This is a genomic window from Thioclava dalianensis (genome assembly GCF_000715505.1).
Lineage (GTDB): Bacteria > Pseudomonadota > Alphaproteobacteria > Rhodobacterales > Rhodobacteraceae > Thioclava > Thioclava dalianensis.
Genome location: NZ_JHEH01000034.1, coordinates 12,365 through 29,320, shown reverse-complemented (window position 1 = coordinate 29,320; position 16,956 = coordinate 12,365). Strand labels below are relative to the sequence as shown.

The following is a 16,956-nucleotide window of genomic DNA, read 5'->3' as shown; positions in this document are numbered from 1 at the left end:
GCAAGTTTGGGTGCCAGAGGTTTTCAGCAACCTTGGCGGTGCACGGACGAGCGGTGCTGGAAGGGGAGATATCCCGGTAGCTTCGCTTGCTCGGACTTGGAGTCCATGAAAGCCCCGCTACAGATGTCAAGTTCCGATAGTGAAGTTTATGTTAAATTTCGAAGAATTCAGCGCGTAGGGACTTATTATGCAGCCTAAAGTCGACATCAAACTGCATCGGATTGTTTCATCCGAGCAGACAAATGTTGCTGACTACATTTAGATCGTTCCGTTCCTCCATTAATCGTGAAGCATCTGATGTGATGTCAATTTCCAGGCCAGAGTCCTTTTCTTGCAGAATCGCTGGCTACCCGTCACGCGCCCACGCAATTGCGGACTCGGTATCGCTGGATTCGAACCACTGCATCTCGGAGCCCGTCAATAGGTTGACCACCCGTGCGCCCCATTCCATCCATCTGCGTTCTCCGACAACCGCTATGCGACCGAAATCGTTCGCGTGGGCGGTGTCGACCTTCAGATCTTCTAGCATCGCCGAAGGCTCTTCGTAGCCCTCGAAACTTGTAAGGTCGAGAACCAGACCCGGATTATCGGTTGTTCCAAGACGCTCATGAAGCAGCGCGTGCATTTACTTGAATTCTGTCTCCGTCAACTTGCCTTCGCAGACGAGCCCGATGACATCATCACGCTCGGTCAGCGTTTCCTTGAACATTGGTCTTCTCCTTTTCACTTGCGTTGCCGTGACCGTAGAGATCGGCGTTCTGATGAGCGCGATCCTCGTGCTCGAATTCGAGGCTGGAATGGCTGATGCCGAATTCTTCCTTCAGCCGCTCCTTGATCGCGCTCTTGATCTCTTCGATCTTCGACCATCCCTCGGCTGCCACGACGACATGACAGTCGAGCGCAGCCTCGTGCTCTTGCATTTGCCAGAGATGGACGTGGTGGACGTCGGCGACGCCTTCGACTTTCCGCATCGCTTCGACGACGGCCTCGTTGTCGATGTCCGGCGGGCTCCCGAGCATCAGGGTTCGGATTGGGCCGCCTATTTCAGTGAAAGACAGATACAGGATGTAGGTCGCGATGCCGATGGTGATGGCAGGATCGACCCAACGCATGTCGTAAAGGATGATCAGCGACCCAGCGACGATAACCGCGACCGAAGCAAGCGCATCCGAAAGGTTGTGGAGAAAAAGCGCACGGATGTTCACGCTCCCCTTCTGCATCGAATAGGTCAGCATTGCGGTCAGCGTGTCGACCACAAGCGCGATTCCACCGAGAATGACGACGGTCCACCCCATGACTTCGGGTGGATCAATCATGCGCATGCCACCTTCGTAGATCAGATAGAAGCCGATCACGATGAGGGTGGTGTAGTTGATCAGGGCCGCGACGATTTCGACCCGGCCATAGCCGAAGGTCATGCGCTCATCGGCCGGGCGGCGCGCGATCTTGCGTGCGGCAAAGGCAATGACAAGCGAGGCCATATCGGAAAAGTTGTGCAGCGCATCGGCGATCAGTGCCAGGCTGCCCGACAATATGCCCCCGACGATTTGCGCAACGGTAAGAAGCCCGTTCGCCCAGATCGCGATGGCAACCCGCCGATCGCCAGAATCCGGATCGATATGCGCGTGCCCGTGGTCATGTGGCATTGGCAGGCTCCTCATGCGCGTGTGTCGCGCGTCGGTCAGTCTTGAGGCGGTCGCTGCGGAAACCACGAACGCGCGCATTCATCCAGTGGCGTATGATATGACGGTAAAGGGCACCACGCAGCCATCCAAAGGATTGCTCATGGGAAAAATAGAAGGCGTCCGGCGTATCAAACACGCCGAAATCCTGCACGATGCCGGTTTTCTGAATGTAGGTATCTTCTCCGTTCCAGGCGACGGGAGGCGCGCCAAGGCAATCCGTGCCCGCGCCATAACCGCAGAGACTTTCTGTGTCCGAGAATGACGTTTGCAGGACATCGAGGAAAGCGTCATCCAGGATGAAGCCTTCAAGGTTGATCCAGGCACCTTGAAATTCGATCTCGACCCATGAGTGGAGAATTTCCTGCGGAGCAAGCGGATACACCAGCTCAGGGACAACACCGCGCTGCAAGCCTTTGTGGATCGTAAACCCATGCAACCGGCAACGAATGCCGACACCACGCAGCAGCGCCATCAAGAGCGTGCTTTTGGTATTGCACTGCCCATAGCCGTCGGAAAGCACTTCGGATGCGGGGATGTCGTCAGCTCGATTGTATCCGAACGCGATTTCATTCCGAACGAAATCATAGGCAGCTCCGATCCGATCGTATTCGGATAAGCCGCGCCAGCTGCGGTTCTCAATTAGACGCGCAAGAGGCGCGGCATCAAAATCCAGTAGTTTGGTGGGTACAAGTAGGGGGTCGATCATCTGCAACGGGTCGCTCCTCGAATCGTCTTGGAACAAGACTAATTGCTATAGTCACTATAGCTTCAATCCTTTCTTTCAGAAAGAATCTCCCGCAACTATTTGTCCGTGTGAACCGCTTTGTGGTGTTCGCCGTGTGCGTCGCGCAGGATGTCGATACCGCCCCAGGCCGCGATCCCGGCGACGATCACACCGACGACAAGGTCCGGCCAGTTGGTTCCTAGCCAAGCGACGAGGCCACCGGCCACGACGATCCCGAGGTTCGCGGCGAAATCGTTGTAACTGAAGGTGTTGGCCGCGCGGATATTGACGTTTGGATTTTTGAGCTTAGCGAGCAGCCAAACGCAGACTGCGTTGATAGCCGCCGCGATCAGGGCCATTGCAATCATGATCGTCCCGAGCGGATCTGACCCACCGATGTAGCGGCGCCACGCATCGTAGAGGATGCCTGCAGCGAACAGGATCAGCAGCCCGCCGGAAACGTTCGCCGCCCCGCGTTTCCATTTGGCGGATCGGGACAAAGCGAAAAGGCTGATCGCGTAGACGAAGCTGTCGGAGAGGTTATCGAGCCCGTTGGCGATCAGGGCACTTGAGTCGCCGAAGGCGCCTGTTGCGAAAAAAGCCACGGCCAAACCGATATTGAGCGCCAGAACGATCCAAAGCGTCCGTCTCTCCATTGAATCTTGTCTAGCGGCCATTTTGTGGTTCCAGCTTGTGTTGTACGACACATTAACTTCTGCGGCAGATCTGCGTTCCAGCCGGAATGTTGGCTGAATTCCTTCAGGCCCCGATTTCCTCGTGTTCGGTCAAGCATTCCGAATGGTCCCGCAACACCTCAAGCACCTTGCAATCTCCCGTCCGCCCGCCGCTGCATTCGTGAACCATGCGTTTCAGTTCCGTGCGCAGCGCCTTCAGGCGGGCCATGCGCTGCTCCACCTGTTTGAGCTGGCGACGCGCGATGGCATCAGCCTCATCACAGGGCCGGTTGGGATGGTCGCTGAGGTCGAGCAGCTCGCGGATCGCATCGAGCGAGAAACCGAGTTGTCGCGAATGGCGGATGAAGGACAGCCGGTCGAGCTGTGCATTGTCGTAGCGCCTCTGCCCGCCTTCGGTCCTGCCAGGTTCGGGCATGAGCCCAATCTGTTCGTAGTACCGGATGGTCTGCACCTTCGTGCCAGTCTTCTTTGACAGAGTACCGATCGTGAGCATTTTCGCCTCCATGAAAAAGATACAGTTTGTGTAGGTTTTGCCGTCGGAATAAACAAGTGTCGGTTTCACAGACGCGTGAGTTCAAGCTATACCATGATTTCGTGCTTGAACCTCTAGCGGCTAGAGGATGTATCCGCACTTGCAATAAGAATCAAAAACAGGCGAACAGGATTGTCCCTTACATCGGCACAGAAGTTTCTTTGGGTTTTGGCAGGCGTGGCAGCGCTTGCCTTCGTATGGCTCTTGCTATGGTCCGATTATCGTGCCGATAGCGCCCGAACTGACGCCGAGCCGCCTTTTTTCGCTGAGTTCGAACTGACGGACCACCAGGGTATGGTTCAAACCGAGGAGGACTTTGCGGGGCGCTGGATGCTGGTTTTTTTCGGCTTTACCAACTGCCCCGACGTCTGCCCGACGACCCTATCTGAGGTCGCGGCGGTGATGGACGGTCTGGGCGACGATGCCGCCAAGGTCCAGCCGATTTTCATCACCATCGACCCCGAACGGGACACGCCCGCCGCACTCGCCGAATACGTCCCGCTGTTCGATGCGGGCATCATCGGTCTGACCGGCACGCCGGAACAGATCGCCGCCACATCCGAGACGTTTCCGATCTTCTTTGAACGCGTCGAAGAGGCTGCGGCGCCGGATGGTTACACGATGGGCCACACGTCGCATTTGTTCCTCTTCGATCCCGACGCGGGCTTCGCCGACTCGTGGCCCTACGGCACCTCCGCCGAAGAGATACTCGCCGATCTGGAAGAGAGGTTCTGACCGACATGAACCGTATGTCCGGAGAAACAGCCCTCGGGCTGGCGTGGATCATCGCGCTCGTCGCCTCGCTTGCCGTGCTTTTTGTCGGCGAGGTGCTGGGGCAGACGCCCTGTGTGCTGTGCTGGTTCCAGCGCGCCTTCATGTTCCCCTTGGCCATTGTCCTCGGGCTCGGCCTTTGGTGGCGGGACGGCCGCGTGGGGCGCTACGGCATCGCATTGGCGCTTGGCGGCGGCGCAATCGCCCTCTGGCACATGGGGCTGTACGTCGGTCTTGTTCCCGAACGCGTCCAGCCCTGCACGGCCACCGGCCCCTCTTGCACCGATGACAACCAACTGGTCTTCGGCATCCCTATCCCGCTGATGGCGCTCGCCGCCTTCGCGCTGATCGGGGCGCTGTCGGCCCTTTCATTGAAGGACACACGAACATGAATCGACGCGGCCTGATCCTGTCCGTTCTTGCCCTCGGCGCCGCCGGTTTCGGCGGAGCCACCTGGTTTGCAATCCGCCCCGGCCCAGTGGCCGAAGCGGAGCCCGTTGCTCCGGAACTTGCGGAGGCGATGATCCGCCCCTACTCGCCCATCCTCGGGCCTGCGGATGCGCCCGTCACGATCGTCGAATTCTTCGATCCGGCCTGCGAGGCCTGTCGCGCCTTTCATCCCATCGTGAAGGACATCATGGCCGAGCATGGGGAAGCTGTCCGCGTCGTGATCCGCTACACGCCCTTCCACGGCGCGGCATCCGAGGAAGCCATCCGCGTGCTCGAAGCGGCGCGCATGCAGGACGTTTACGTGCCGGTGCTCGAGGCCGTTCTGCGGGAACAGCCGAGATGGGCGTCGCACGGTGCCCCGGCGCCTGGCCTGATCCTTCAGATCGCCGCCACGGCCGGACTCGATGCCGAAGCCGCGCGCACGCAAATGCTGGCACCCGGTGTCGTGGCGATCCTTAACCAGGATCGTGCTGACGTCGAGGCCGTGGGAATTCGCCAGACGCCCACATTCTTTGTGAACGGCAAGCCGCTCGATCCATTCGGGGAGGCAGAGTTGCGTCGTCTGGTGGCCGCCGAAGTCGCTGCCGCGCAAAGCTGAATGGAAAGGGCAGGATCAGAACGATGAAAAAGTATATTTTGACTGGCACACTGGCCGCGCTTTTGACCCTTGGAGGGCTCTCGGTGCCCGCGCTGGCCGGACCCGAGGATGTTGTCGTCGAGAACGCGTGGTCCCGCGCCTCCATCGGGATGAACCGTCCCGGGGCCGCTTACATGACGATCCGCAACACTGGCGACGAGCCGGTGACGCTGATCGGCCTTACAACACCGCTCGCGATGATGCCCGAAATCCACGAGACGAAGACCAATGCCGAAGGTGTGAGCTCCATGAGCCCGGCGGGGGAGATCGCGATCGCCCCGGGCGAGAGCGTCGCGCTCGAACCGGGGGGCCTGCACGCAATGCTGATGCGGCTACAAGAACCGATGACGGAAGGGGACACCTTTCCGCTGACCCTGCTTTTCGACGACGGAGGCGAAGTGACGGTCAAGGTGCCGATCCTCGGAATCGCCGCGCGGGGGCCAGAGGACTGATGCGGCGACGGGCGGTCCTGGGGTACGGCGCGGCTGGTGTCGGGGCGGTCGCCCTGATGCTCTTCGTCGGTTGGTGGCAGGTCGATGGACCCGGTGGACCCGAACCTGTCGGGCAGCGGCCTGTGGCCCTGACCGAGATGGATTTCCGTCTGACGGATCATGAGGGCAACGCGGTCGGGCCGGAAACCCTGATCGGTCGCCCGACGATGGCGTTCTTCGGCTTCACCTACTGTCCCGATGTCTGCCCGACCACGCTTTCTGACATTTCGGGATGGCTCGACGATCTGGGAGACGAGGCCGACGAGATGAACGTGGTTTTCATCACGGTCGATCCCGAGCGCGACACTGTCGAAACGATGGCCGAATATGTCGGCTACTTCCATCCGGCGATCCGCGGCTGGACGGGACCGGAAGAGCAGATAGCGCGCGTCGCGGACGGCTTCCGCGCCACCTACGAGCGAGTACCGGCGGAGAGCGGCGATTACACGATGAACCACACCGCGAGCGTCTTCCTGTTCGCAGCCTCTGGGCGATTCGTCACCATGATCGACTATCACGAGCCCAAAGAATTCGCGGTGCCGAAGATCCGCCGCGCGCTGGAAGAAGAAATGGAGGGGGCGACATGAGGCTCAGAACTTTGGCGGCTTGTGTCGCAATTGCGGGGACGGTTTCGGGAGCGGCTATCGCCATCTCTGATTCCATGTCGAAAGAACCCGTGCCGCCGGAACTTGCCCAGGCAGGTAGCTGGATGCCCCAAGGTCCTGAAGCCCCCCAGAACGTTGACATCCCCGTGACGCTGCCCGCGGCGGCATGGGCAGACGATGCACCCGACCTCAGCCCGCTGCCCCTTCTGCAGGCCGCGTTTGCCGACAGGCCGGTGCAAGCGATCGAGCCACCCCTGTCGACGTGGTCGCGCGACATTGCTCCGGGCGAAACGCTCGATTTCTTGCTGTCAGAGGCCGGTCTTGCGGCACCTGACAGAGCCGAAGTTGCCCTCGCGCTTGGTGCGGAATACGATCTGCGACGGCTGCGGCCGGGGCACTCGGTCACTGTCGCTTCGACCGTGGACGGCAGCCCCCGCACCGTCTCACTCGCCGTCGAGGACGGGGTTCGGATCGAGGTGGTTTTCGGCGAGCAGATGTCCACGCAGGTCGTGGCTCCGGATCCGGAAATCGTAACCCTTGCCGGCGAAGCCATGATCGACAGCTCGATCTTCGCGGCACTCGACGAAGCCGGCATACCCGCCCGTTTTTCCGTGGACCTTGCGCAGATGCTGGGTGGGACCGTGGATTTCCGCCGCGAGATGGCCGGTGGCGAAACACTAAGGCTTCTCTGGCGTGAGGCGCGGGTCGGAGAGGACAGGATCGGACAGCCCGAACTCGCCTTCGCCGCACTGGAGATCGGCGGTTCGCTTTACGAGATCGTATGGCCGGACGACGGCAGCGGTCAGGCGACGATCTACGTCGATGGCGAGGTGCTGCGCGTCTTCGCACAGCCGGTAGAGGGTGCGCGCCTCAGCTCGGTGTTCGGACGCCGCACGCATCCGGTCTTTGGCAACGTCCGGATGCACACCGGCGTCGATTTTGCAGCGGCACGTGGGACACCGGTTCAAGCGACGGCACCGGGGCGGGTCAATTTCATCGGCTGGCGCGGCGGATATGGTCGCGTGGTCGAAATCTTGCACGGCTCCGACACCATGACGCGCTACGCGCATCTGAGCGCCGTGCCGGAAGACTTGGCACAAGGCCAACGCGTTGCGGCGGGAGACGTGATCGGCCGCGTCGGCGCGACTGGCACGGCGACAGGTCCGAACCTGCACTATGAGGTGCTCGTGGATGGGCGCCCGACTGACCCCCTCTCTGACGACCGGCTCGCCGAAGCGGCCGAGAGCGATGCGGATGATACCGCCGCGCTCTCGCGTCTGGCCGAGGCGCGGGCGCTTCTGAATGAAAACCTCGGCAGCGAGATTGCCAAAACGACAACCGAAAGGCTCTGACCCATGAAACGCATGACACAAGTTCTTGCCATCACGCTCGCCCTGTTCCCAGCGGCCCAGGCCCTCGCAGAGGCAACGGCGATCGACGTCCGCAAGACCAACGGATGCGGCTGCTGCCTCTCGTGGATGAAACATCTCGAAGAGAACGGGTTTGTGCCGACCGGCCAGGACATGTTCGGCGGGCTTCTCGTGCGCTTCAAGCTAGACAACGGCGTGCCGCAGCGCATGGTCTCCTGCCACACCGCGCTCATTGACGGCTACGTGATCGAGGGCCATGTACCGGCCGCTGACATCCGCCGCCTTCTCGAGGAGCGCCCGGACGCCGTCGGCCTCGCTGTTCCGGGGATGCCCTATGGCTCGCCCGGCATGGGGCCAGAAGACGACCGCGAGGCCTATGATGTCTTCCTCATCCGCAAGGACGGGTCGACGGAAGTCTTTTCGAGCTACGCCGAAGGATAATCTGGCCCGCCCATGGAAAATCTGTCTCCGATAATGCTCGGCTTTCTCGGAAGTCTTGCCGCCGGATCGCTCACAGCAGTCGGAGCAGTTCCCGTGCTGTTCGGGCGCATCCCGTCTCGGGCCACACGCGATCTGTCGCTCGGCTTCGCTGCCGGTGTGATGCTCGCCGCTTCTTTCTTTTCGCTGATCATCCCGGCATTGGATGCGGCGGAGCCGATGTTCGAAAACGGCGCGATGCCTGCGGCCATCGTATGCGTTTCGATTCTTCTGGGCATGGGGGCTGTCGCCCTGATGAACGAAAAGCTGCCGCACGAGCACTTCAAGACGGGACGCGAAGGGCCCGAAGCGGCGTCTTTGCGGCGGGTCTGGCTGTTCATCATCGCAATCACGATCCACAACTTCCCCGAAGGCCTTGCGGTTGGGGTCGGCTTCGGATCCGGAGGTATGGAGGGCGGTCTGCCGCTCGCCATCGGCATCGGGCTTCAGAATGCGCCCGAAGGATTGGCCGTCGCTGTATCTCTGCTGGGCGAGGGATATCCGAAGCTGCGCGCCTGGGGCATCGCGGCGCTGACGGGCATGATCGAGCCGATTGGCGGTTTGCTCGGGGCCGGCATCATCACACTGTCGGAACCGCTGCTTCCATGGGGTCTGGCCTTTGCCGCGGGCGCAATGCTCTACGTCATTAGCCACGAAATCATCCCCGAAACCCATCGCAGCGGCCATCAGAACAGGGCGACGCTCGGTCTCGCAGTCGGGCTCGTTCTGATGCTGTTCCTTGATGTCTGGTTGGGATGAGGCAATGTCACTAAACAAGGTATCTCCGATGATCGGCGTCTTCGCAGCACTTGCTGCGTTCGCGATCGATCAGATCACCAAAGCCATTGTCGTTGCGAATGCCGTCACTTTAAGCGCCGGAATTCCCGTGTTTCCGGGATTCAACCTCGTCTTTTATCGTAATGACGGCGTGACTTTCGGGATGTTGGGCGGCGCGCCGTGGTGGAGCCTCATCGCTTTCGCTCTTGCCATCTGTGTTTGGCTGGGGGTTATGCTGTTTCGCGCCGACAATGCGGTGGAAACGCTTGCCTACGGTGCGATCATTGGCGGAGCCCTGGGCAATGTCATCGATCGTGTGCGGTATCGGGCTGTAACAGACTTTCTCGATTTCTACATTGGCACAACACATTGGCCTGCCTTCAACTTGGCCGATGTATTTGTCGTCAGTGGCGTGGGGCTCTTGCTCGCCGCGCCATGGATCAGCGCGCGGCGTTCGATCAAGTCGTGAAGCCGGAAATTCTGAACCGCATCGCTCTGCGCCACCGTTTGCTTTCGCGGATGACGCTTGGTTTCGCCGCCGGGGCGATGACCGTTCTGACTTTCCCGCCTCTTTCGATTCTCCTGCTCGTTCCCGTTGCCTATTCCGCGTTGTTTGTCGGGCTTCGCGATCTCTCCTTCGGGCGCGCTTTCCTCGTCGGCTGGGCGTTTGGTCTCGGCCAGTTCGGTTTCGGGATTTGGTGGATCGCGGAAAGTTTCTACGTCGAGGCCGAGCGGTTTGGGACGATGGCGATTCCGGCGGTCGCGGGATTGTCCGCAGGTCTCGCGATTTTCCCAGCCATTGCCGCTGCGCTTTTTGCCGAAATCGCGCGGCGCGGAGCCATGGGCAGTCTCTTGGCCTGCCTCCTGTTCGCGACCTCCTGGACCGTGGCCGAGTGGTTGCGTGGTCACGTTCTGACAGGGTTTCCCTGGAACCTGGCCGGTTACGCACTTGTAGACTACGCCGCCCTTCGCCAGACCGCCGCCTGGGTCGGAAGCTATGGGCTAAGCTTTCTCACCGTGTTCGTCGCGGTACTCCCTGGCGCGGCTGCTATGGCGTCCGGGCGGCAACGATTGACCATCTCGCTCATGGCGCTGGCCGGAATCGCGACGATGTGGGCTGTCGGCACGCTGCGCCTCCAGTCGGATGCACAACAGCCACCCGGTGTCGACCTGCGCATCGTCCAGGGCAACATTCCACAAGAGGAGAAATGGGCTCCCGAGAACCGCGAGGCGACCTTCGCGCGCTATCTTGAGCTTTCAACCCGGCCCGGCGATTTCGACGTGCTTCTCTGGCCGGAAACCGCCTTTCCGGGTTTCCTCGATGAGGATACGGAGGCACGGGCCCGCATTGCCGCAGCGCTACCAGACGGCAGAGTGCTGCTTACCGGTGTGCCGGACCGTGTACCGAGCGAGGATGGCACCCGATATTTCAACACGGTCCAGGCATTTGACGAGACCGGCGAGATCCTGACCGGATACGCGAAACACCATCTCGTGCCCTTCGGCGAATATGTGCCATTCCGCGGCTGGTTGCCCATCGAGCGGCTCACGGCGGGTCTGGGCGATTTTACGCCCGGACCGGGCCCGAGAACGCTTGCGCTTCCGGGTGTGCCGCTGGTCGCCGTGGCGATCTGCTATGAGATCATCTTCCCAGGGCATGTGGTCGACGACCTGTTCCGGCCGGACTGGATTTTCAACGCGACAAACGATGCCTGGTTTGGCACCAGCATCGGACCCGAGCAGCATCTGGCTTCCGCACGTATGCGCGCCGTAGAGGAAGGCCTTCCAGTCATCCGAGCCGCGAATACGGGCATCTCTGCGGTCATCGACGCGAGCGGAGAGATCGTTGCGCGGCTCGATACCGGCGAAACGGGCATCATCGACGCTAGCCTGCCCTCCGCGCGACCGCCGACACTCTACGCGAGCTTCGGGGACTGGATGCTGTTGGCGCTCATCTTGGCTTCGTGGAGCTGGGCAATGGCGCCAATGCGACGGCTCACTACCGCCGCATGAGAAAGACCGTCATGCAAAGATGTGGATAGGTGTCCCGTCCTTCACCATTGCATAGATGTCCTCGATCTCCCGATCCGTGACCGCGATGCAGCCAGCTGTCCAGTCGCGGACATTTGTCGGGTCGATGCCGGGGCGTGGGCCACCATGGATGAAGATGTCGCCGCCGGGGGAAAGGCCCTGCGCTTCGGCAAAGGCGATGTCGGCCTCGTTCGGATAAGAGATGCCAATCGAAAGATGGTAGGTGCTGTTGGGGTTTCGCCTGTCGATTGTGTAAACTCCTTCCGGAGTCCGGCCATCCCCCTCGAATTGTTTGTGACCCTCAGGAGCGAAACCCAGCCCGACCGGATAGGTTTGCAAGACGCGATCGGCTCCGTCGAGAACAAGCAAGCGCTGTCCCTTGTAAAGCCGAACACGGGTGACTTCGGGTCCGTCATAGCTGCGGAACTTGCTGGCACACCCGGACAGAAACGCTACCAGCCCGCCCAACAGGACGGCGCGGCGGGGAAATCGGATGGTTTTCACTGCTCGATGCCTCTTTCGTGAGGTCTGTTATGGACATTACGTTACCTTGCAAATGCTGCGTGATCAATGTCCGTGGGCAAGCGCGGCCTTTGCCATCTGTGGGCCAACCTGCTCACCGCCGGACGGCGGCGCCTTGGCCTCTTGGCTGTTCAGCAGGCGCAGGGCATTGGCCACCACCAGCAATGACACTCCTACGTCGGCTGCAATCGCGCCCCACATCGATGCCAGTCCGAACGCGGTAGCGACAACGAAAACGCCCTTGGTCGCCAAGGAAATACCGATGTTCTGATGAATGATCGACATTGTCCGGCGCGAATGACCGATCAGCCAAGGCACCTTGCCGAGATCGTCGGTCATCAGGGCTATATCCGCCGTCTCGATTGCCGCGTCCGAACCAACGGCACCCATTGCGATGGCGTAATGCGCGCGCGCCATGGCCGGGGCGTCGTTGACCCCGTCGCCGATCATGGCCACCATGTCATGCGTTTCGACCAGTTCTTCGATGGCAGTCACCTTGTCTTCGGGCAGAAGCTCGGCACGGACCTCGTCGATGCCGACCTCGGCTGCAACAGCGCGCGCTGTCCGCTCGTTATCACCGGTCAGCATGACGATGGTCTTCACACCCTGCGCGTGAAGCTGCGCCACGATGCCTTTGGCATCCGGGCGGATACGGTCGCGCAATTCCAAGATGCCGGTGACACCGGTGTCGTCGCCCACGGCAACAAGGGTGCTGCCAGCCCCTTCGATGCGGTCGCGCAAATCCTTCGGAATGGCGTCGCCGAAACCCTTCTCCTCGGCAAACCGGTCCGACCCCAGCCAGATCGACCGGCCGTCTGTGCGTCCTTCAAGTCCCCTGCCCGGAACGGTTCGGGTATCTTCCGCGGCGGATACCTTGATGCCGTCGGCTTCTGCCCGCGCAAGAATGGCGCGCGCCAAGGGATGCGAGGAACGTGCCTCCAGCCCAGCGGCGAGGGTCATCAGATCTTGCGCCGATGCTTTGCCCAGCGGATGCACCGCCGCCACCTCGGGCTCGCCCATGGTGATCGTGCCGGTCTTGTCCATGGCCAGTGCAGTGGTCTTGCCCGGTGCCTCAACATATGCACCGCCCTTGATCAGCACCCCGGCCCGCGCTGAGGCGGTGAGTGCAGCGACGATGGAGACCGGTGTCGAGATGACCAGAGCGCATGGGCAAGCGATCACCAGCAGCACGAGTGCATTGTAGAACCAATAATCCCAGGCCCCCCCGAAAATGAGCGGCGGCAGCAGGGCAATTGCAATGGCGAGAGCCATGACGATAGGCGTATAGATGCGGGCGAATTTCGCCACCCACTGCTCCACCGGCGCGCGGCGGGCATGGGCGTCGCCGACCATGCGGATAATCTTGGCCAACACGGTGTCCGAGGCGGCCTTCGTGGCGCGCACCGTCAGTGTGCCTTCGCCGTTGATCGTACCGGCATAGACTTCGTCGCCCCGTTCCTTTGGGACCAGCGCACTCTCTCCGGTGATCGGCGCCTGATCGACGGCCCCTGCCCCATCGACAACCTCACCATCCAATGGGATGCGGTCTCCGCCGCGCACGATGAAACGTGCGTTGATAGCAACCGCAGAAGCCGGAACGTCCGCTTCCGAGCCGTCATCATGAAGAACTCTTGCCGTCGGCGGCGCGAGGTCGAGCAGAGCTGAAACCGCATTCCTCGCACGCCCGACGCTCCAGCTTTCGAGGTAGAGCGAGAGCGAAAAGAAGAACGCGACTGTCGCCGCCTCGAAAAATTCGCCAAGCCCGATGGCACCGGCCACGGCGACCACCATGAGCAGGTTCATGTCGGGCGACAGCCGCCGAGCGGACGACCATGCCTTGGGTGCCACGAGCCAGACACCGAACAGGATCGCAACCGCGAACAGCCCTGCCTCGACCAGTGGCATCGGCGCTTCGCCGTGACCCGCGAAGAGGCCGAGCGCCCCGCCCATGCCGGTCTCGATGATGTGCCACAGAAATCCCGCGGCCCAGAAGCCTCCACTGAGCGCCGTAAACAGCCGCTGTCTTGCAAGATGGGCCGCCTGGTCGACCGACGCGTTCTCGGCATCCCAAGGCTTGGCGGTCATGCCGGTGCTTGCGACCAGTTCTGCAATTTCGCCGTCCGATAAACTCTTGGCGCTGTCGAGAATAGTCATCCGCCCATTGATCACGTCGAACGCGAGATGCTCGGCCCCGCCGATCTTCGGGCCGACCACCTTGTTCAGGATTGCTACCTCCTCGGCGCAATCGAGGCCGGACACCTGAAAACTGCGCCCGCCCGCTGGCGCGGGGGTCGCCGGAACGATGTCGCCGCACGTTCCGGCGCTCCCGCAGCAGCTGCCGCCGCTTGTCTGGGCATCTTCGGCGTGATCGTGGTCGTGACGATGGGTGTCGGGCGGCATGAATGGACCTCTGGATTCGGGTGCTTTACCATGACATAGCCCCTACAGTAGCTAGAGCTTCAAGAGCAAAATACGGTGGTATTTCAGTTTGTTTTATTGCTAGAGGATGCGGCGACCGGCTCCATCACGCCTTGAGGCATGAAAAGCCGATGCAAAGAAAAACAGACACGAAAGGAAGCTTGATGCGGGTTTTGATGCTGAAGCAAAAAATAATTGTTGCAGTGGCGCTGTCTCTTACGGCCGGGTGCGCAATCCAGCCGACTGGACCGGGCGACTCGGCAGACCGGCGGGGCAAAGTTCCCGAAGCCGTGATTGCAATGGCTGCCCCGGATCAGGATGTTGCAACCGCGCGCTTGGTGCCCGAGGACGGGTGCTACTGGTACAAACACAGCGGCCCCGTAGAAACAACCTTGCTGCCGCTGCGCACGGCGAACGGCAATCGTATCTGCACCCCTCGCGAAACTTAATTGCGTTTGCCGTCCGCTGCTTGGCTTAGCTGCGGGCAGTCACGCTGTCCTCCGCCGAGTAAAGATAGGCGGTAGAGCCGGTCTCGACGTTCGGGTAAAGATCATTGATATGAGCCATGACCATCCGTACGCAGCCCGAACTTGCGCGGCCACCGATACTCCGTGGGCTCGGAGTGCCATGGATGCGCAAAAGGGTATCGCGATCCCCGACGTAGAGATACAGCGCCCTCGATCCAAGCGCGTTTTCCGGTCCCGGTTCCATGCCATCGGCAATGTCAGCATAAAGTTCGGGGTCGCGATTGATCATGCTCTGTGTCGGTTGCCAGTGCGGCCACCTGACCTTGCGCTTGATGGTATAGACACCCGGCTCGTAGAGGTTCCCCCGCGCGATGGCCACGCCGTAGCGCATCGCGGTTCCACCCTCTTCAATGTGGTAAAGATATCGTGCGACCGCGTCGACATGGATATCTCCCGGCACGAGACCGGCCTTCGCGACCACACGTTGCGGTAGGAACCGCGGGTGCAATCCCCATGGGTTGGAAGTCTCGGCAACATAACCCTGAGGCGTCACCTGTGCGTCCCATTCAGCCTTCTGAGCCTCGGTGGGCCAAGTGTCGGCAAAAGCCATACCGGGACCGGTCACCGAAAAAAGCGCCGTTGTTGTCTGAATGAAGTGTCGTCTTGTCAGCATTTCGTACCCTTTCGGTTCTCACCGGCGATTGATGGCAAGAACGGTATGTGTTCTCCTTGAACAGATAGGACTTCTAGTGGCTAGAGGTTCAAGGGCAAATTTTCGTAAGTAGACATGCGATCCTTGCAGTTTCCAGTTTGCTAGGGAGGAGAAAACTGCTCGCACAATACCTGGTCCGAAGTTGCGCAGCGACAATTCGTTAAGTCGCAGATTGTCTGGAAATTTAGGCACAGCGGCTTCGATATCGCGACCATGAGATCGGGAACGTCACGGCACAGGGAACTTGCGCCACTCGCAAATGCTACGATGCCATCTCTGGCTCCGGCTCTCATTCCGTTATTTCGCCCCGTTACAACCTTCACCCACTGGAGCTTCAAGCGATCAATTGTCACAAAAACGTGAGACGAATGGCTAACGAACGCTTTGGGCTGGAAAAGCCTTGTCGCATTCGAACGGAAAGTGGCTTAAACGATCATCTGGGGCGGCACTAAAGCGTGCCAGGTCAAGCCGGTGTCAGCCTCGACAAATGACCTATATTAGGTCAGCTTTCCACATGCGATACCTCCCGTTCCCCGTCACCTCGCGGATCAAACCGCTTGCCTCCATCCATGCGAGATTGCGCTGAACGGCGGCGCGGCTGGCTCCGGTCATGGCCTCAGCCATCGGGGCGGAGACCAAGGGCCATTCCGTGAAAACCTTTCGCAAGGCAACCGGCGTGCGGCCAGATAATTGCGCCATGACGTTTTCTGCCCGCCCGATCCACACTTCAATATCATCAAGTGTTCGCATCGCCGTTAGAATTGCGCTGTTCATCCCATCCAACCAGCGGGCCAAACGCTCGGGTGGCAAGCCCGAAACGCGCAGCCCCCCGGCCCCGGCCATAGCGAGCGGCGCGAAGATGGCACCGCTTCCATCGCTGGTCGCGATCCTAGACGCGGTGACGGCAGCTTCGATCTGGTCGCCGTGGCGTCCGAGGCCCGCCAAGCTCCACAGGTGATACCCCATGCACGCCCGCGTGATCGGGTGGAGACCCTTTGCGGCTGCCATGACGTCCAGCCACCCACCCGCGCGATCCTCGAAACGCTCAGCGCTGTCTTCAATGTTCTCGGGGTCGCGGCGATCCAGAAAAGCGGCCAGGTCAGCCATCGGTCCGGGACCGCCTGTCAAGCGCCGAACAGCCCATCCAACGCGTGCCAAGGCATTTGGGTCATCCTGTGCACCTGACAGCCGCATGGATACCCAGAGCGCCAGACGATCAGTACTCACCCGATCTCCTGCGACCCAGCTGAGGGCCGCTGCCTCGACAAGAGCGAGGCGATGCCGCCAGCCTTCCGGGCCGCGCAGCAGCCGGTCATCCAGAGCTCCCAGGCGTCCAGCCACCTTTGCTAGCCGCGCAGCGTGAACGCCTTCTGCCTTTGCCCAGTCTTCGATGACGGCAGTGTCCGGCGGTTCTGCACGCGGCCCGGGAGGCAAATCATCTGGTTCTTCTTCGAATGGTCCCGGCAGAAACCAGAGATCCTTTTCGTGAGCCTCTGCATCCTCCTCGGTAGTGATGAGGGGGTCGTCGTAACCATCAGTCAAAATAGAGGCTCTCGTATTCATATGTGCAAAATACTTATTTTTTGCACATT

At 60.8% G+C, this 16,956-nt stretch carries 20 protein-coding genes; 11 read left to right on the top strand and 9 right to left on the bottom strand.

Translation table 11 applies throughout. The features are described from left to right. Positions 1–346 precede the first annotated feature (346 nt). From DL1_RS17540 to DL1_RS17520, 5 genes are all read right to left on the bottom strand, one after another. On the bottom strand, positions 347–625 hold the full coding sequence (locus DL1_RS17540) for a SpoIIAA family protein (RefSeq protein ID WP_234988885.1): 279 nt from the start codon (positions 623–625) through the stop codon (positions 347–349). 55 nt (positions 626–680) lie between these two features. Next, entirely contained in the window at positions 681–1,646 is a 966-nt protein-coding gene (locus tag DL1_RS17535) for a cation diffusion facilitator family transporter (RefSeq protein ID WP_010138164.1), read from the bottom strand. Then, complete coding sequence (locus DL1_RS17530; RefSeq protein ID WP_026155634.1) at positions 1,636–2,391, bottom strand: transglutaminase-like domain-containing protein; 756 nt, start codon at positions 2,389–2,391, stop codon at positions 1,636–1,638. The genes DL1_RS17535 and DL1_RS17530 overlap by 11 nt, the downstream gene beginning before the upstream one ends. Before the next feature lie 95 nt (positions 2,392–2,486). Further along, a complete protein-coding gene (locus DL1_RS17525; RefSeq protein ID WP_009573601.1) occupies positions 2,487–3,065 on the bottom strand; it encodes a cation efflux transmembrane domain-containing protein in 579 nt (192 codons plus the stop codon). Between the two features lie 103 nt (positions 3,066–3,168). Further along, positions 3,169–3,597, bottom strand: coding sequence for a MerR family transcriptional regulator (locus DL1_RS17520; protein ID WP_013959865.1), 429 nt, complete (start codon positions 3,595–3,597; stop codon positions 3,169–3,171). Between the two features lie 207 nt (positions 3,598–3,804). Between DL1_RS17520 and DL1_RS17515 the strand changes: the two genes are divergently transcribed. From DL1_RS17515 to lnt, 10 genes are read left to right on the top strand one after another with little or no spacing between them, the layout of a single operon-like run. Beyond that, positions 3,805–4,371, top strand: a complete 567-nt coding sequence (locus DL1_RS17515) for an SCO family protein (protein WP_026155633.1) — start codon at positions 3,805–3,807, stop codon at positions 4,369–4,371. Positions 4,372–4,376: 5 nt separating this feature from the next. Further along, positions 4,377–4,799, top strand: a complete 423-nt coding sequence (locus tag DL1_RS17510; protein ID WP_018001722.1) for a disulfide bond formation protein B — start codon at positions 4,377–4,379, stop codon at positions 4,797–4,799. Continuing rightward, entirely contained in the window at positions 4,796–5,455 is a 660-nt protein-coding gene (locus tag DL1_RS17505; protein WP_018001721.1) for a DsbA family protein, read from the top strand. The genes DL1_RS17510 and DL1_RS17505 overlap by 4 nt, the downstream gene beginning before the upstream one ends. A 23-nt stretch (positions 5,456–5,478) precedes the next feature. Next, positions 5,479–5,946 carry a copper chaperone PCu(A)C gene (locus tag DL1_RS17500; protein WP_018001720.1) on the top strand — a complete coding sequence of 156 codons (468 nt, stop codon included), beginning with the start codon at positions 5,479–5,481 and terminating at the stop codon, positions 5,944–5,946. Continuing rightward, complete coding sequence (locus DL1_RS17495; RefSeq protein WP_026155632.1) at positions 5,946–6,572, top strand: SCO family protein; 627 nt, start codon at positions 5,946–5,948, stop codon at positions 6,570–6,572. The genes DL1_RS17500 and DL1_RS17495 overlap by 1 nt, the downstream gene beginning before the upstream one ends. After that, positions 6,569–7,942: a M23 family metallopeptidase gene (locus DL1_RS17490; protein ID WP_026155631.1), complete on the top strand. Its 1,374-nt coding sequence runs from the start codon at positions 6,569–6,571 to the stop codon at positions 7,940–7,942. The genes DL1_RS17495 and DL1_RS17490 overlap by 4 nt, the downstream gene beginning before the upstream one ends. Before the next feature lie 3 nt (positions 7,943–7,945). Further along, on the top strand, positions 7,946–8,401 hold the full coding sequence (locus DL1_RS17485; RefSeq protein ID WP_018001717.1) for a DUF411 domain-containing protein: 456 nt from the start codon (positions 7,946–7,948) through the stop codon (positions 8,399–8,401). 12 nt (positions 8,402–8,413) lie between these two features. Then, positions 8,414–9,196 carry a ZIP family metal transporter gene (locus DL1_RS17480; RefSeq protein WP_026155630.1) on the top strand — a complete coding sequence of 261 codons (783 nt, stop codon included), beginning with the start codon at positions 8,414–8,416 and terminating at the stop codon, positions 9,194–9,196. Positions 9,197–9,224: 28 nt separating this feature from the next. Beyond that, positions 9,225–9,683: a signal peptidase II gene (gene lspA, locus DL1_RS17475; protein WP_018001715.1), complete on the top strand. Its 459-nt coding sequence runs from the start codon at positions 9,225–9,227 to the stop codon at positions 9,681–9,683. Then, positions 9,650–11,227, top strand: a complete 1,578-nt coding sequence (lnt, locus tag DL1_RS17470) for an apolipoprotein N-acyltransferase (RefSeq protein ID WP_018001714.1) — start codon at positions 9,650–9,652, stop codon at positions 11,225–11,227. The genes lspA and lnt overlap by 34 nt, the downstream gene beginning before the upstream one ends. A 9-nt stretch (positions 11,228–11,236) precedes the next feature. Here lnt and DL1_RS17465 read toward each other — a convergent pair whose 3' ends face one another. After that, on the bottom strand, positions 11,237–11,749 hold the full coding sequence (locus DL1_RS17465) for a L,D-transpeptidase family protein (RefSeq protein ID WP_018001713.1): 513 nt from the start codon (positions 11,747–11,749) through the stop codon (positions 11,237–11,239). Positions 11,750–11,812: 63 nt separating this feature from the next. After that, positions 11,813–14,167, bottom strand: a complete 2,355-nt coding sequence (locus DL1_RS17460) for a heavy metal translocating P-type ATPase (RefSeq protein WP_018001712.1) — start codon at positions 14,165–14,167, stop codon at positions 11,813–11,815. A 182-nt stretch (positions 14,168–14,349) separates the two neighbouring features. Between DL1_RS17460 and DL1_RS17455 the strand changes: the two genes are divergently transcribed. Beyond that, positions 14,350–14,634 carry a hypothetical protein gene (locus DL1_RS17455; RefSeq protein ID WP_038068706.1) on the top strand — a complete coding sequence of 95 codons (285 nt, stop codon included), beginning with the start codon at positions 14,350–14,352 and terminating at the stop codon, positions 14,632–14,634. A gap of 25 nt (positions 14,635–14,659) precedes the next feature. Here DL1_RS17455 and DL1_RS17450 read toward each other — a convergent pair whose 3' ends face one another. Both DL1_RS17450 and DL1_RS17445 read right to left on the bottom strand, forming a co-directional pair. After that, complete coding sequence (locus tag DL1_RS17450; RefSeq protein ID WP_026155629.1) at positions 14,660–15,325, bottom strand: L,D-transpeptidase; 666 nt, start codon at positions 15,323–15,325, stop codon at positions 14,660–14,662. 531 nt (positions 15,326–15,856) lie between these two features. Then, positions 15,857–16,927, bottom strand: coding sequence for a hypothetical protein (locus DL1_RS17445; protein WP_038068700.1), 1,071 nt, complete (start codon positions 16,925–16,927; stop codon positions 15,857–15,859). Between the last annotated feature and the right edge of the window lie 29 nt (positions 16,928–16,956).